Annotated in this window: 15 protein-coding genes; 4 read left to right on the top strand and 11 right to left on the bottom strand. The window is 62.5% G+C overall.

Annotation, left to right across the window (positions count from 1 at the left end; genetic code table 11):
* Positions 1-23: 23 nt before the first annotated feature.
* From AC2CGW_RS00075 to AC2CGW_RS00045, 7 genes are all read right to left on the bottom strand, one after another.
* Positions 24-389, bottom strand: coding sequence for a Na+/H+ antiporter subunit G (locus tag AC2CGW_RS00075; protein WP_186666148.1), 366 nt, complete (start codon positions 387-389; stop codon positions 24-26).
* Positions 386-664, bottom strand: a complete 279-nt coding sequence (locus AC2CGW_RS00070; RefSeq protein WP_054894322.1) for a K+/H+ antiporter subunit F — start codon at positions 662-664, stop codon at positions 386-388. Before AC2CGW_RS00070 ends, AC2CGW_RS00075 begins: the two co-directional genes overlap by 4 nt.
* On the bottom strand, positions 661-1,149 hold the full coding sequence (locus AC2CGW_RS00065; protein ID WP_484573343.1) for a Na+/H+ antiporter subunit E: 489 nt from the start codon (positions 1,147-1,149) through the stop codon (positions 661-663). The genes AC2CGW_RS00070 and AC2CGW_RS00065 overlap by 4 nt, the downstream gene beginning before the upstream one ends.
* Positions 1,146-2,822 carry a monovalent cation/H+ antiporter subunit D gene (locus AC2CGW_RS00060; RefSeq protein WP_186666146.1) on the bottom strand — a complete coding sequence of 559 codons (1,677 nt, stop codon included), beginning with the start codon at positions 2,820-2,822 and terminating at the stop codon, positions 1,146-1,148. Before AC2CGW_RS00060 ends, AC2CGW_RS00065 begins: the two co-directional genes overlap by 4 nt.
* Positions 2,819-3,163, bottom strand: coding sequence for a Na+/H+ antiporter subunit C (locus AC2CGW_RS00055; protein ID WP_186666145.1), 345 nt, complete (start codon positions 3,161-3,163; stop codon positions 2,819-2,821). Before AC2CGW_RS00055 ends, AC2CGW_RS00060 begins: the two co-directional genes overlap by 4 nt.
* Positions 3,163-6,075 (bottom strand): monovalent cation/H+ antiporter subunit A, encoded by a 2,913-nt coding sequence (locus AC2CGW_RS00050; RefSeq protein ID WP_484573342.1) that lies wholly within the window; start codon positions 6,073-6,075, stop codon positions 3,163-3,165. Before AC2CGW_RS00050 ends, AC2CGW_RS00055 begins: the two co-directional genes overlap by 1 nt.
* A gap of 150 nt (positions 6,076-6,225) precedes the next feature.
* A complete protein-coding gene (locus AC2CGW_RS00045; protein WP_186708042.1) occupies positions 6,226-7,176 on the bottom strand; it encodes a DMT family transporter in 951 nt (316 codons plus the stop codon).
* Between the two features lie 83 nt (positions 7,177-7,259).
* On the opposite strand from AC2CGW_RS00045, the gene AC2CGW_RS00040 reads away from it, so the two are divergent.
* On the top strand, positions 7,260-7,823 hold the full coding sequence (locus AC2CGW_RS00040; RefSeq protein WP_186666142.1) for a helix-turn-helix domain-containing protein: 564 nt from the start codon (positions 7,260-7,262) through the stop codon (positions 7,821-7,823).
* Positions 7,824-7,832: 9 nt separating this feature from the next.
* Here the strand turns inward: AC2CGW_RS00040 and AC2CGW_RS00035 are convergent, their stop codons facing one another.
* Positions 7,833-8,381 (bottom strand): cysteine hydrolase family protein, encoded by a 549-nt coding sequence (locus AC2CGW_RS00035; RefSeq protein ID WP_484573341.1) that lies wholly within the window; start codon positions 8,379-8,381, stop codon positions 7,833-7,835.
* 85 nt (positions 8,382-8,466) lie between these two features.
* Between AC2CGW_RS00035 and AC2CGW_RS00030 the strand changes: the two genes are divergently transcribed.
* Entirely contained in the window at positions 8,467-9,450 is a 984-nt protein-coding gene (locus AC2CGW_RS00030; RefSeq protein ID WP_288375941.1) for a GlxA family transcriptional regulator, read from the top strand.
* On the opposite strand, the gene soxR is transcribed toward AC2CGW_RS00030, so the two are convergent.
* Positions 9,420-9,911 (bottom strand): redox-sensitive transcriptional activator SoxR, encoded by a 492-nt coding sequence (gene soxR, locus AC2CGW_RS00025; RefSeq protein WP_186666139.1) that lies wholly within the window; start codon positions 9,909-9,911, stop codon positions 9,420-9,422. The genes AC2CGW_RS00030 and soxR overlap by 31 nt on opposite strands.
* 87 nt (positions 9,912-9,998) lie before the next feature.
* Between soxR and AC2CGW_RS00020 the strand changes: the two genes are divergently transcribed.
* Both AC2CGW_RS00020 and AC2CGW_RS00015 read left to right on the top strand, forming a co-directional pair.
* Positions 9,999-10,379, top strand: coding sequence for an antibiotic biosynthesis monooxygenase (locus AC2CGW_RS00020; protein WP_186666137.1), 381 nt, complete (start codon positions 9,999-10,001; stop codon positions 10,377-10,379).
* 159 nt (positions 10,380-10,538) lie between these two features.
* Entirely contained in the window at positions 10,539-12,347 is a 1,809-nt protein-coding gene (locus AC2CGW_RS00015; protein ID WP_186666135.1) for an aminopeptidase P family protein, read from the top strand.
* Between the two features lie 46 nt (positions 12,348-12,393).
* Here AC2CGW_RS00015 and AC2CGW_RS00010 read toward each other — a convergent pair whose 3' ends face one another.
* Together AC2CGW_RS00010 and rhtA are read right to left on the bottom strand one after the other, a co-directional pair.
* Positions 12,394-12,675 (bottom strand): hypothetical protein, encoded by a 282-nt coding sequence (locus tag AC2CGW_RS00010; protein WP_054894309.1) that lies wholly within the window; start codon positions 12,673-12,675, stop codon positions 12,394-12,396.
* Positions 12,676-12,859: 184 nt separating this feature from the next.
* Positions 12,860-13,747 (bottom strand): threonine/homoserine exporter RhtA, encoded by an 888-nt coding sequence (gene rhtA / locus AC2CGW_RS00005; RefSeq protein ID WP_186666133.1) that lies wholly within the window; start codon positions 13,745-13,747, stop codon positions 12,860-12,862.
* Positions 13,748-14,089: the final 342 nt, after the last annotated feature.

The following is a 14,089-nucleotide window of genomic DNA, read 5'->3' as shown; positions in this document are numbered from 1 at the left end:
GACCATTCAGATCCGACTGGCGCTCAGTTGCCCCGGTCGCCACCGCTGCTGACCTCATCCGGCACCTGCTCTCCAGACATGCGTTTGCGGAACAGGGCGGCCCGCGCGAGCAACAGCGTAGTCACCGGCACGGTAATCGACAGCAGGATCGGTATCAGCCAGGCATGCAGCACCGGCCCCTGCTTGAGACCGGAAAAGTACAGGATTGAGGCGAGGCTGACGCACCAGGCGCCGATGGTCGAGGCCAGTGCCGGGGGATGCATGCGTTGGAAGTAATCCTTCAGGCGCACCAGTCCGATTGCACCGACCAAAGCGAACAGGCTGCCTGTAAGCAGCAGTACGGCCGTGGCAAGCTCCAGCCAGAACGGTAGTTCGACAGTCTGGATCATTCGATCACCTCTCCGCGCAGCAGGAACTTGGCCAGGGCAAAGGAGCCGACGAAACCGAACAGGGCGATCAGCATCGCGCCTTCGAAGTAGGTATCACTGGCATAGCGGATGCCCAGTACCAGCATCATCAGCATGGCCAGGATGTACAGGTAGTCCAGCGCCAGGACCCGGTCCTGCGCCGAAGGGCCGCGGAACACCCTGACCAGCGCCAGGGCCATGGCGATGATGAAGATGAACAGGCTGGCGAGAATGGCGTTGGCGAGCAGGCCAGTCATTCGAAGATCTCCATCAGCGGGCGTTCGTAGGTGTGCTTGAAGTGTTCGATGAAGGCGGCTTCGTCGTCCAGGTCGAACACATGCAGCAACAGGATGCTGCGATCCAGGGCCAGCTCTGACCAGACCGTGCCGGGCACCACTGTGGTGATCATCGACAGGGCGGCCAGGCCATGGGCGTCGCGCAGCGACAGGGGGATATGCACGAAGGCAGAACGTGGTGGATGGCTGCTGCCTCGCAGCACGCCTCGGGCAACCTGCAGGTTGGAGAGGATCACATCCAGGCCCACACGGCCGATCAAGCGTGCAATCACCAGCGGGCGGCGGATATGGGCGTGTTGCGGGCGCAATGGCGCCATCAGCACGGGTGCAAGGATGCCGAGGGCGGCGCCAAGCAGCAGATTGCCAGGGCTGACGGAAAGGTTCAGCACCAGCCACAGCACGAACAGCGCCAGTGACAGTAGCGGGGCGGGGAACAGCCGGTTCATGGTTGTACCTGCGTCATGGTGGTCGGCCCAGGCACGGGGCGGGTGGACATCACCGCTTGGATATAGGCGTCGGGTGCCTGCAGGCCAGCGGCGGTGTCCTGGGTGTAGCGCAGCAGCGGCTCGGCCTGGATGCTGAGGGCAATGCACAACCCCAGCAGTAGCACGATCGGTACGCATTCATAGCGGCGCAGCAATGGCGATGGCCGCTCCTCCGGTTTCCAGAAGCGCTGGATGCCCACGCGGCCGAAGGCGATCAGCGATGCCATGCCCGATAGTAGCAACAGGGCTACCAGGCACCAACCCGCCGCTGACAGGGGCTGCTCGGGTGGCATGCCCAGGCCTTGCGGGTTGAACAGTGCGCTGATCAGGTTGAGCTTGCCGATGAAGCCGGACAGCGGCGGCATGCCAATGATCAGCAGTGCGCAGGCGATGAAGCTCAAGCCTAGGAAGGCCATGGTCCAAGGAATGATCTGACCGATCACTGCCTTCTGCTCGTCGTCGAGGTTGATGCCCTTGGGTGGGTGCAGGGACTCGAGCGGCGGCGGGATGGCGTCCTCTTCGTCGTCCAGGGGCGCTTCGTTGGCCGAGCGCGAGCGCTCGATCAATTCGGCCAGCAGGAACAAGGCGCACAAGGCCAGGGTGGAACTGGTGAGGTAGAACAGTGCCGCGCCGGTGAGGGCCGCCTGACCAAAACCGACCGAGGCCAGCAACGTGCCAGCCGAGACCAGGATGCTCAGCGCGGCGAGACGCTCCAGGCGCTGGGCGGCGAGGATCGAGACGGCAGCCACCGCGAGGGTGACGAGGCCGCCATACACCAGCCATTCCCCACCGAAATTCGCCGAGGCGCCTGCCTGGCCCGAGAACAGTAACGTCCACAGACGCAGCACTGCGTACAGGCCGACCTTGGTCATGATGGCGAACAGTGCAGCGACCGGTGCGCTGGCCGAAGAGTAGGCAGGCACCAGCCAGAAGTTCAGCGGCCAGACACCGGCCTTGACCAGGAATGCCATGGCCAGGATCGCCGCTCCGGCGTGCAGCAAGCCGCGATCGGCCTCTGCAACCAGCGGGATCTTAAGTGCCAGGTCGGCCATGTTCAGTGTGCCCGTCACGCCATAGAGCATGGCCGCGCCGACCAGAAACAGCGACGAGGCGAACAGGTTGATGGCGATGTAGTGCAGCCCGGCCCTGACCCGCGCGCGTCCCGAACCGTGCAGCAACAGACCGTAGGACGCCGCCAGCAGTACCTCGAAGAACACGAACAGGTTGAAGAGATCGGCGGTCAGGAACGCGCCGTAAAGGCCCATCAGCTGAATCTGGAACAGTGCGTGGAAGCTGGCGCCGGCACCGTCCCAGCGGGCACGGGCGAACAGCAGGGCGCTGACGCCGATGACTCCGGTCAGGGTAAGCAGCAGTGCGGACAGGTGATCGAGTACCAGCACGATACCGAACGGCGCCGGCCAGTTGCCGGGCAGGTAGACGCCGATGGACTCGGCCTGGCCCTGGCCGCGTACCCACATCAGCAGCGTCACGGCGATACCCAAACCGATCAGGCTCGACAGCAGGTTCAGGCGCGCCTTGAACTGGCGGTGCTTTTCGCCGATCAGCAGCATGATCGCAGCGGTTACCAGTGGTAGCAGGATCGGGGCGACAATCAGTTGATTCATCCAGCTCATTCCTCACGCTCCCGGCCATCGACATGGTCGGTGCCGGTCAGGCCACGCGAGGCCAGCAGGACCACCAGGAACAGGGCAGTCATGGCGAAGCTGATGACGATGGCAGTCAACACCAGTGCCTGCGGTAGCGGGTCGGTGTAGTTCAGCAGGTCCTGTGGGACGCCGTCCTTGATGATCGGCTCCTTGCCGATGAACAGGCTACCCATGCTGAAGATGAACAAATTGACGCCGTAGGAGAGCAGGCACAGGCCCATGATGACCTGGTAGGTCCGTGGGCGCAGTACCAGCCAGACTCCGGAGGCGGCCAGTACGCCGATGGCGACTGCGATGACTTCTTCCATCAGGCGGCTCCTGTCTGGCTGGATTTAGGATGGCCTGGGCGATAGGCACGTACCGATTGGTGTGCCAGGGCGGTCAGGATCAAGAGCGTGGAGCCGACAACCACGGTGTACACGCCGATATCGAAGAACAAGGCGCTGGCGACATGGATGTCACCGAGCAACGGCAGCTGCAGGTGCGCAGTGTGGGTGGTGAGGAACGGATAACCCAGCAACATGGCGACCGCGCCGGTGAGCGTGGCGCACAGCAATCCGGTGCCCATCCAGCGCAGCGGCCGTAGGCTCATCTGAGCCTCGACCCACTGGGTGCCCGCGACCATGTACTGCAGGATGAACGCCACCGACATCACCAGCCCGGCGACGAAGCCGCCGCCTGGTTGGTTGTGGCCACGCATGAACAGGTACATCGAGACCAGCAGGGCGATCGGCAGCAGCAGACGTACCAGCACCGCAGGCACCATCATGAAACCCAGTGCGGTGTCGGTCACATGCCGTGGGTTGACCAGGTCGGTGATCACGTCCGGCGCCAGTTGGCGCTGCTGTGTCGGCAACTGCATGCTTTCTTTCGGCGGGCGGAAGCGGCGCAGCAGGGCGAAGACCGTTAGCGCCACTGCGACCAGCACAGTGATTTCACCCAAGGTATCGAAGCCGCGGAAGTCCACCAACATCACATTGACCACGTTGGTGCCGCCGCCTTCGGGGAGTGCGCGGCTCAGGTAGAACGATGAGATGTCGTTGGGCGTGGGGCGCGTCAGCATGGCGTACGACAGCAGCGCCATACCGCCGCCGACCAGCACTGCAAGTAGCAGGTCGCGCAGGCGTCGCAGGCGTGCACGCTCCTGGCTACCAGGCAGGGGCGAGACACCTTCGATTCGGCGCGGCAGCCAGCGCAGGCCCAGCAGGATCAGCACCGTGGTGACGACTTCGACCACCAGCTGCGTGAGTGCAAGGTCAGGAGCAGAGAACCAGACGAAGGTGATGCAGGTCATCAAGCCGCAGACGCTGACCATGATCAGCGCCGCCAGACGGTGGTACTTAGCCTGCCAGGCTGCGCCGATGGCGCAGGCAATTGCTATCAGCCACATGGCGACGAATACACCGGACCCGGGGATCTTGGGGCGGTCCCCCCAACTTATGCCGCTGTACAGCATGGGCGTCAGCCCGGCGAGGAAGGCGGCAACGACCAGCATGAACAACTGGGTCTGCAAGCGGCGGCTGGTCAACAGCCCTTCTAGGTGCCGGGCCAGCAGCATCAAGCGTACCAGTCCATGCTCGAACAGCCGCTTGCCATTGAAGCGTTCGATCAGCGGCGGGTAGGGGAAGCGGCCCAGGCGCAATTGTTTGCGCAGTAACAGGTAGAGCACTACGCCGCCGCACATGGCGATCAGGCTCATGATCAAAGGCGCGTTCCAGCCGTGCCAGATGGCCAGGCTGTATTCTGGCAGGGTGCCGCCTACCACCGGCAACGCTGCGGCAGCCAGCAGCGGGCCGACCGACTGGGCAGGGAAGATGCCAACTACAAGGCAGGTCAGGACCAGCAACTCGACCGGAGCGCGCATCCAGCGCGGTGGTTCGTGCGGTGTATGCGGAAGGTCCTGGGCGGTCGGACCGAAGAATACGTCGACCGTAAAGCGTAGGGCGTAGGCAACACTGAACGTGCCTGCGAGGGTGGCGATCACCGGCAAGGCGGCCTCGACCCAGGCACTGGAAGTAATGAATACGGTTTCGGCGAAGAACATTTCCTTGGAAAGGAAGCCGTTCATCAGAGGCACGCCGGCCATGGAGGCACTGGCGACCATGGCCAGGGTGGCGGTATAGGGCACCAGGCGTATCAGTCCGCTGAGACGGCGGATGTCGCGGGTGCCACTTTCATGGTCGATGATGCCGGCGGCCATGAACAGCGAGGCCTTGAACGTGGCGTGGTTGAGAATGTGGAACACCGCCGCAACTGCTGCAAGCGGGCTGTTCAGGCCCAGCAACAGGGTGATCAGGCCCAGGTGGCTGATGGTCGAATAGGCCAGCAAGCCCTTGAGGTCATTCTGGAACATCGCCGCGAAGGCACCGAGCAGGAGGGTACAGGCGCCTGCCCCGCCGACGATCCAGAACCACTCCTCGGTGCCCGACAGCGTTGGCCATAGGCGTGCCAGCAGGAATACCCCGGCCTTGACCATGGTCGCCGAATGCAGATAGGCCGAGACTGGCGTGGGAGCAGCCATGGCATGCGGTAGCCAGAACTGGAAGGGAAATTGCGCACTCTTGCTCAGGGCACCGATCAGGATCAGCGGTAGCAACACAGGATAGAGCGCGTGCTGGCGGACGGTTTCGCCAGCGGCCAGGACCTTGTCCAGGTCATAGCTGCCGACCACATGGCCGAGCAGCAAGGCGCCGACCAGCAGGCACAAGCCACCTGCGCCCGTGACCATCAGCGCCATGTAGGCACCGCGGCGGGCATCGCTGCGGTGGTGCCAGTAGCCGATGAGGAGGAAGGAGAACAGGCTGGTCAGCTCCCAGAAGAACACCAGCTGAATCAGGTTGCCGGAAATCACCAGCCCGAGCATTGCGCCCATGAAGGCCAGGAAGAAGGCGAAGAATCGGGGCACGGGGTCTTGGGGCGACATATAGTAGCGCGCATACAGCGACACCAGCGTACCGATACCCAGCACTAGCAGCGAGAACAGCCAGGCGAAGCCATCCATGCGCAGCACGAGGTTGAGCCCGAGGCTGGGCAGCCAGAGGAATTCTTCGCGGATCACGCCGCCATGGGCGATCTGCGGGTACAGCAGCGCTACCTGGACAGTGCCGACCAAGGCCACGAGCCCGGCGAGAATGGACTCGGCGTTACGCGCATTGTGCGGCAGCACGGCTGCCAGGCAACTGCCGATGAAGGGCAGAAGCAATAGCACTATCAAAGACATAGCGTTCTAATCTACAGAGGTTTGCCATGGATCATACGTGCCACGCTGGTGATCACCAACACGCAAGCTGTGGCAGAATCCTACAAAAGCGCTGTGACAAGCTGTTTTTTTATAACAGTTTTTTTCAGAGCATAGCCGCTGATCAGGAGTTCAACGCCCTGTCTCGCTTTCGCTTGGCGTCAGGCCTTGCGGCTCTGGAAGGGGATCGCGATCGCGGCGAATCTTCAGTTCGCTGACGACTACGGCGATCACGATCAGCAGGCCACCAATAAGCGCCACACCTGGCAAGCGGTCCCCTGCGATACGGCCAACGATGCCGGCCCAGACGGGTTCGCCGGCATAGATCAGTGTGGCGCGGGTTGGCGAGACGGATTTCTGCGCCCAGTTCATCGCTACCTGGATTACCGCGCTCATGGCACCCAGGCCAAGGGCACTGGCCAACAGCAGCCAGGAAAAGTCCGGAATGCGTTCCTGGGTCGGAACGATCATCAGGAATGATAGCGCCGAGGCAGTTGCCAGTTGCACCACGGTGACCCGGCGCACGTCGACCTTGCCGGCATAACGACTGATCAGGATGATCTCGCCGGCGATGGCCACGGCGCTGACCAGGGTCACGATTTCGCCTTCGCTGAAATGCAGCGCACCGCCCTCAGGGCCGGCCAGCAGCATCAGTCCGACGAAGGCCAGGCAAATGCCGATGCTTGGCATCAGGCCGGGCCGACGCCCCAGCACCAACCACTGCAGCAGCGGCACAAAAGGCACGTAGAGTGCCGTGATGAAGGCCGATTGGCTGCTACTGATGGTTTGCAGGCCCATGGTCTGCAAGCCATAGCCGAGCATGATCGATACACCGATCACCACGCCAGCTTTCAACTCGGTGAACGTCAGGCCCGAGAGCGCTCTCGCCGATACCAACCCGACGAAAAATGCCGCTGCCGCAAACCGCAGGCCGACGAAGAACATCGGTCCGCTCACGGCCATGACGTTGTGCACGATCAGGAACGTGCCGCCCCAGAGCATGGTGATGAACACCAGCACCCATTCGGCTTTGCTCAGGCGGAAGGATACGGACGGCCGTTGGCTGCTGGTGGTTTGGGTCATGGTCTTGCGCACTCGGAAGGGGCGGCGCACAATCGCCGCAAAGTGGGCAGTATACTGCGCAATCCCTACCAGTGAGCAATATAGTGCACAAAGATTCTTCGCACCGTGCTTCGGTGCTGCAGCACGTCAGTCAGAACATTCGCCGCTTGCGTAACGACAAAGGGCTTAGCCAGACTGCTCTGGCTGAACACTCTGGTGTGAGTCGGCGCATGCTGGTCGCCATCGAGGCGGGCGAGAAGAACGTCAGCCTCACCACCCTCGACCTGATCGCCGAAGCGCTGGGGGTGGCGTTCAGTACGCTGATCCAGGCGCCCGAGCAGCGCGATCCTGCACGCATCAACGAGCTGGCCTGGGCCGGCGAGCAGCCTGATAGCCGCGCAGTGCTGCTGGGTAGCAGCCCGGCGCGGCGCGAGGTCGAGCTCTGGGAATGGACCCTGGCACCGGGCGAGCACTATGCCAGTGAGGCTGACGCCGAGGGTTGGAGCGAGCAGATCTATGTGGCCGAGGGCTGCCTGACGCTGTTGATCGAAGGGGGTGAACTGCACCTGCGCGCTGGGGAGTTCCACATCTTCCCCAGCGACTGCCGCTATGCCTACCGCAACGACGGCGACCAGCCCACGCGCTTCGTGCGCAATGTGGTGATCTGAATCCCCCGCCTACCTGGCCAGCAGCGTGTCGGTACTTTCGACAGTGGCAAAGGCGAAGGCCAGCGCTGCCATGGCCGAGTCGTGCACATGCGATGCGGGCACCGTCTGTCCATTGAACTCCAGGGCCAGCGTGGCGCAGGCGTCGTGCGCCACCGAGACCTGGTAGCCGAAGTCAGAGGCGGCGCGGGTGGCCGAATCGATGCACATGTGGCTCATGGCGCCGACGATGGTCAGTGCTTTCACCTCATGCTTGTCGAGCAGCGATTTGAGCTCGGTGTCGCGAAACGCGTTGACCTGATGCTTGAGTACCACCGGCTCGTTGCTGACCGGCAGCACCTTGGCGTGGATCTCGGCGCCTGGCGAGCCGGGGGCGAAGAACGGCGCATCGGCTGATTCGAACTCGTGACGCACATGCACGACCAGGTCGCCGCGCTTGCGGGCAGCGGCGAGCAGGCGGGCAGCGTTGTCGGCCGCCGCGACGGCGCCATCGAGAGTCCATTTGCCACCGGGGAAGTAATCGTTCTGGATATCGATGAGAATCAGGGCCTGTTTGTTCATGTCGCGTGCCTCCTTGGGCGTGGTCGTGGTGTGACGATAGTTATAGGCTTGAACGAACTACATGAGGATTGGCGCGATCGACACAATGAAGGCAAAAACTGACATCGGCGTAGGCCTGGAAATCGGCGTGCTGGTCTATCCCGAGGCGCAACGTGCCGCCGTGCATGGATTGACGGATCTGTTCACGGTCGCCAGTCGGGTCGCCTGCGAACTCGGTGGTGGGGAGCAGCTGCGGATCCGCGTCAGCCACTGGCAACTGGATCAGGCCGGCGAACTCTGCGAGGTTTACGACAGCCTGCCGGGCGTGCCCCATGATCTCAAGGTATTGGTAGTGCCGCCCAGTCTTGGTCCGGCACCTGCACCTGCGCTGCTCGAGCGGCACCGCGCGCACTTGTGCCAATGGCATGCACGCGGCACGGTGCTCGCGTCGGTGTGCATCGGCGTGTTCTTCATCGCGGCCAGTGGCCTGCTGGACGGGCGCTCGGCGAGCACCCACTGGAACTACGCCCAGACCTTGGTCGAGCGCTATCCCCAAGTACGTGCCGACGCCAGCGTATCGGTACTGGACGACGGTGACATCATGACGTCGGCCGGCCTGATGGCCTGGACCGAACTTGGGCTGCGCCTGCTGGAGCGTTTCCTTGGTGCGACTCTGGCGCGCGAGACCGCCCGCTACCTGGCGGTCGATCCGGTACCGACCCCGCTGCCCGGTGCGTTGTTCGCGCCGAGGCTGGATCACGGCGATGAAGCCGTGCTGAAGGTGCAGCACTGGCTGCAGGGGAGTGGCGCGCAAGAAGCCAATCTGGCAAGCATGGCCGGATGTGCCGGGCTTGAAGAGCGCACATTTCTGCGACGCTTTCGCGCGGCGACTGGGCTGCGTCCTACGCAATACTGCCAGCAGGTCCGGGTAGGGCGTGCCTGCCGCCTGCTGGAGTTCACCCGGCGCAGCGTCGACCAGATTGCCTGGGGCGTGGGCTACCAGGACCCCGGTGCCTTCCGTAAGGTGTTCCAGCGCATCACTGGCCTTACACCCAGTGACTACCGGCGACGTTTCGCTGTGGTTGCCTGAGCGTCCGCGCCTAGCGGGTGAGGCCCAGGACCTTGCTCGGCGAGACGGTCGTGGTGGTTGCGCAGCGGACATTCCTTCAAAGACATACAGCCGCAGCCGATACAACCATCCAGCTGGTCGCGCAGCATCATCAGTTCTTCGATGCGGTGGGTCAGGTCTTCTCGCCATTGCGCGGAGAACCGCTGCCAGTCTTCGGCGGTCGGTGTGTGCCCTTTGGGCAGTGTATTGAGCGCCTCGGCGACGTGTGCCAGCGGCACCCCGAGGCGCTGCGCCATCTTGATCACCGCTACCCGGCGCAGCATGGCCCGTTCGAAGCGGCGCTGGTTGCCGTTGTTGCGGGTGCTGTGGATCAGTCCCTTGCTTTCATAAAAGTGCAGCGCGGTCACCGCGACGCCGCTGCGCGCCGCCAACTGGCCTACGCTGAGCAGGCGCTCCGGTGCCGCCACAATCTGGCTGGGCATGTCGAAATATTCCTTGACCTTGACTTAACTCGAGGTTTTACCCTGCTCGCCATCACGCTGCAAGTACCCCGAGCAAGGAGACTGTTCATGGCGGCCACCCCCCATTCCCTATGGTTTACCCAGATGATCGAGTACGAAGTGCCGGCGATTCGGCAACAGGCCCTGGCCGAGGCTTTGGTCCTGCGGGCCGAGGAGATCGCCAGCCGTTGCGATGGTCTGCTGGGTGTCAGCATTCAGGCCAGTGTCGATGGCAGCCGAGTGCTGCAGTACCTGCAATGGCAATCGCGCCAGGAGTGGGCGGCTGCCGCGTCCTGTTTCGTCGAAGAGCCGTTCCTCGACCTGTTGCAGCGTCACCAGGCGCGCGGCGTCAACTTCACGGCCTACCAGACCCTGCGTAGCCTGGTGCGGGGCCTCGATGGCGGCTTGCACTGCGAGGTTGGTGAGGCCCAGGTTCATCAAGGGGCGTAGTACTGCATGCCATTAGCGGCCAATCCTGTTGTTCGCGGGATTGGCAGGGGGCAGTCCGGGCAATCGCAAGGCTGTTGCGGACGATCCGATTGCGGGCGCTGACGGCGTGTTCCATTATCCCGATCTGGAACCGTCCAAGATGTGATCGCAGGAGAGCGCATGAACAGTCTGAACCCCCTTCAAAAATCCATACCGGCACGCCTGGCGCGTGTGCGCGAGGTCATGGTCAGGGAGGGTATCGATGCCCTGTTGGTGCCCTCAGCCGACCCACACTTGTCCGAGTATCTGCCCGGCCATTGGCAAGGGCGCCAATGGCTGTCTGGCTTCCAGGGCTCGGTCGGCACGCTGGTGGTGGCCGCGGGGTTCGCCGGGTTGTGGGTCGATAGCCGCTATTGGGAGCAGGCAGAGAAGGAGTTGGCGGGCAGTGGCATCGAGCTGATGAAGCTGCTACCGGGCCAGCCAGGTGCATTGGACTGGCTGGGTGAGCAGGTTGCCAGCGGCGGTGCTGTGGCAGTTGATGGTGCGGTCATGGCGCTGGCCTCTTCCCGTCAATTGGCAGAGCGCCTGAGCGCGCGCAATGTGAGGCTGTTGACCGATCGGGACCTGCTTGGTGAGGTCTGGAGTGATCGTCCGGCCTTGCCCGGCAACCCCGTCTATCAGCACCTGCCTCCCCAGGCTACGGCCAGTCGCGCGCAGAAGCTCGTTGAGCTGCGTCAGGCCCTCGACAGCAAGGGCGCTGACTGGCATTTCATCGCTACTCTGGACGACATCGCCTGGCTGTTCAATCTGCGTGGTAGTGATGTTTCGTACAACCCGGTGTTCGTTTCCTTCGCCCTGATTAGTCGTGATCAAGCCACGCTCTTCGTCGGTCAGGACAAGATCAATAGCCATCTGCGTCAAGTACTGGCTGCCGACGGTATCCAGGTGCGTGACTACGCGGAAGTTGGTCAGGCACTTGCGGGTCTCGTTGGCGGCACTCGCCTGCTGGTCGATCCGGCGCGTGTCACCCATGGCCTGCTGGACAATCTCGACGAGCGAGTCGTGCTGGTCGAGGGCATCAATCCGACCACGCTGAGCAAGTCGCGCAAGAGCGAGGCGGATCTGGTTCATATTCGCCAGGTGATGGAGCAGGACGGTGCAGCCTTGTGCGAGTTCTTCGCCTGGTTCGAGGCGAACCTTGGGCGCGAGACCATCACCGAACTGACGGTCGATGAGCAACTGAGCGCGGCACGTGCACGGCGTCCTGACTTCGTCTCGCTGAGCTTCTCGACCATCGCGGCGTTCAACGCCAATGGTGCCATGCCCCATTACCGCGCCACCGAGCAATCGCATGCGGTGATCGAGGGTAATGGCCTGCTGCTGATCGACTCGGGCGGCCAGTACCTGGGCGGGACCACCGACATTACCCGGATGGTGCCCATCGGTACACCCAGCCTGGAGCAGAGACATGACTGCACGCGGGTGCTCAAGGGAGTGATAGCGCTGTCGCGGGCGAGTTTCCCGCGGGGCATTCTTTCGCCGTTGCTCGATGCCATCGCCCGGGCACCGATCTGGGCCGATCAGGTCGACTACGGCCATGGCACCGGGCATGGCGTGGGCTACTTCATGAATGTGCACGAGGGGCCGCAGGTCATTGCCTATCAGGCGGCAACTACGCCGCAGACGGCCATGCAGGTCGGGATGATCAGTTCGATCGAGCCGGGCACATACAGACCTGGAGCCTGGGGCGTGCGAATCGAGAATCTCGTAGTCAATCGGGAGGCGGGCAGGAGCGCTTTTGGCGACTTCCTGGCCTTTGAAACCCTGACGCTTTGCCCGATCGACACACGGTGCTTGCTGCCCGAGCTGCTCGATGTTTCGGAGCGCCTATGGCTCAACCGTTATCACGAGACCGTGCGTGAGCGATTAGCGCCCCTGTTGCAAGGCGACGCACTGACTTGGTTGAGACTGCGTACGCAACCGGTCTGATCGACCGACTCGAACGAGAAAGGGCAGCCTGAGGCTGCCCTTTCGTTTATTTGCAGATGACGATCATGCTTCGGCTGGTGTAGCCGGCGGGGTTGATCCCGAACACGTAGTCGCCCGGTTCTTCGTCGCTGTCGCTGGAGCGAGCGATCACCTTGTACCCCTTGCTGCCGCAGGACGCCTGTGCATTGGCGTAGCACTTGTCCCAGGATGATGAAAGGCCGGAGCAGTTGATGTGCAGGCCTTTCTTCCCCCGCTTCACCTCGGTCTTGGCTGTAGCGGCACACCCAGCAATGGCCAAGATGGCCAGGATGAGAAAAATACGTTTCATTCCTGTCCTTATCTGGGCGGTGAGTAGTGTCCGCCCTTCTAGTGATGACTCGTTCTTCCTGAAATTCCCCTGCTTCCGTGCCCGGTTCAGTAGATCGTCTGAAGATGATGATGCCGTGACAGCTTAAACAGCCTGGCAGACAGGTACAAGGCTGAAGCTGTTCCAAATGAAAGTATTTCTCAAATCAGTCAGCCGCTACGGGAGGGCTGCTTTCCTTGCGCATCGAGAGTGTGGCCCCTACCGAGGCTGTAATGATTGCCAGGATCGCCAGCCACTGGGTCAGGCTGAGAACTTCACCAAGGAACAAAAGCCCCGACAATGCGCCGAATGCGGGCTCGATACTCATCAGTGTGCCGAAGGTTCGCGCGGGCATCCGCGTCAGTGCGACCATTTCCAGGCTGTAGGGCAGGGCGGTAGAAAGGATTGCCACCGCAAGTGCGACCGGAATCAGCGCAGGGGTGAGCAAGGCGCTGCCGGCATGGGCGATGCCGATGGGAGCAACGAACAGCGCCGCGATCAATACGCCCAGGGCCGCAGTCTGAATGCCGTTTTCCGCGCCGGCGCGCTGGCCATATAGAATGTAGAGCGCCCAGCAGACGCCGGCACCCAAGGCGTAGGCCGCGCCGGTCAGGTCGAGGGATGCTCCCGTCTGGCCTGTCGGGATGAGCAGTAGCAGGCCGACGATGGCGAGCGCGATCCAGAGAAAGTCCAGGGCCCGGCGCGAAGCGAAGATCGCTACTGCCAGCGGACCGGTAAACTCCAGTGCCACGGCGATGCCTAGCGGAACGCTGCGCAATGACATATAGAAGAGGAAGTTCATCCCGCCCAAGGCCAGCCCATAGATGATGACGCTGCGCAGGGTGCTGGCATTGAACCTCGCGCGCCACGGACGCAGCAGCGCGAGCATGATGATGCTCGCAAAGATCAGGCGCAGTGTTGTGGTGCCCTGGGCGCCGACAACCGGAAACATGCTCTTGGCCAGTGATGCTCCGGACTGGATGGAGGCCATGGCAATCAACAGCAGGCCGATAGGGAACAGCGTAGCGGCCAGGCTGCGGGGCTGGGTGTTCATTTGGGGGAGACTGTCCTAATAAGAAGAAAAGGTGATCTGCGCAATATAGTGCGCAAATCCCGGTGGCGGGTGCAACTGCTCTTGAGGTATGCGCAGGCTAAGCCATTCATTCTGATTAAGATTTTGTGAAATAAAAGGTTGACGGCCTCTCAGATCCCCTTATAATGCGCCCCACTTCCGCAGCAAACGGAACGCAAAACTCCTTGATAATCAAAGAGTTAAGTGAGTTTGATGCAGCGTGAAGGGCTTCGATCATCTGATCGGCAGCGGTGAAAAAGGCAGTTGACAGCATCTTCGAGTGCTGTATGATTCGCCTCCCGCTACGAGAGATCGCAGCGAGTC

It is taken from the genome of Pseudomonas sp. SYWMCR5 (assembly GCF_057197165.1).
Note: the sequence above shows the minus strand (reverse complement) of the source record. Positions and strands in the feature narration are given on the sequence as shown.